Origin of the sequence: Bradyrhizobium sp. NBAIM08 (assembly GCF_020193935.1) — a bacterium.
GTDB classification, from domain to species: Bacteria; Pseudomonadota; Alphaproteobacteria; order Rhizobiales; family Xanthobacteraceae; genus Bradyrhizobium; species Bradyrhizobium yuanmingense.
Genome location: NZ_JADYVR010001266.1, coordinates 1 through 386 on the forward strand (window position 1 = coordinate 1; position 386 = coordinate 386).

Annotated in this window: 1 protein-coding gene; it reads left to right on the top strand. The window is 63.5% G+C overall.

Annotation, left to right across the window (positions count from 1 at the left end; genetic code table 11):
- Positions 1–12: 12 nt before the first annotated feature.
- Positions 13–386 (top strand): GDSL-type esterase/lipase family protein (locus I6F37_RS44455; RefSeq protein ID WP_225155051.1); only part of this gene is annotated, 374 nt, incomplete at its 3' end.

A 386-nucleotide genomic window follows, 5' to 3' on the forward strand; every position in this document is an offset into this window, starting at 1 on the left:
GACCAGAACTCCATGCTGGCGCACCAGCAGTTGCTCCAAAAGGCGAGGACGGGCGGCATCGACCTGTACTTCCTGGGCGACTCGATTACCCGCCGCTGGGGCACGAGCGACGCTGCCTACGCCTCTTTCCTCGAGAACTGGAAAGCGAACTTCTACGGCTGGAACGCGGGCAACTTCGGCTGGGGCGCGGACTCGACGCAGAACATCCTGTGGCGTGTGAAGAACGGCGAGTTGGACGACGTAAACCCGAAGGCGATCGTGATCCTCGCGGGCACGAACAACGTCGGAGCCGGAGCCAGGGCGGACGAGGTGGCACGCGGCGTAATGGCGATCGTCGATGCCTGCCGTCAAAAGGCGCCGAAGGCGAAGATCGTGCTGACGGGAAT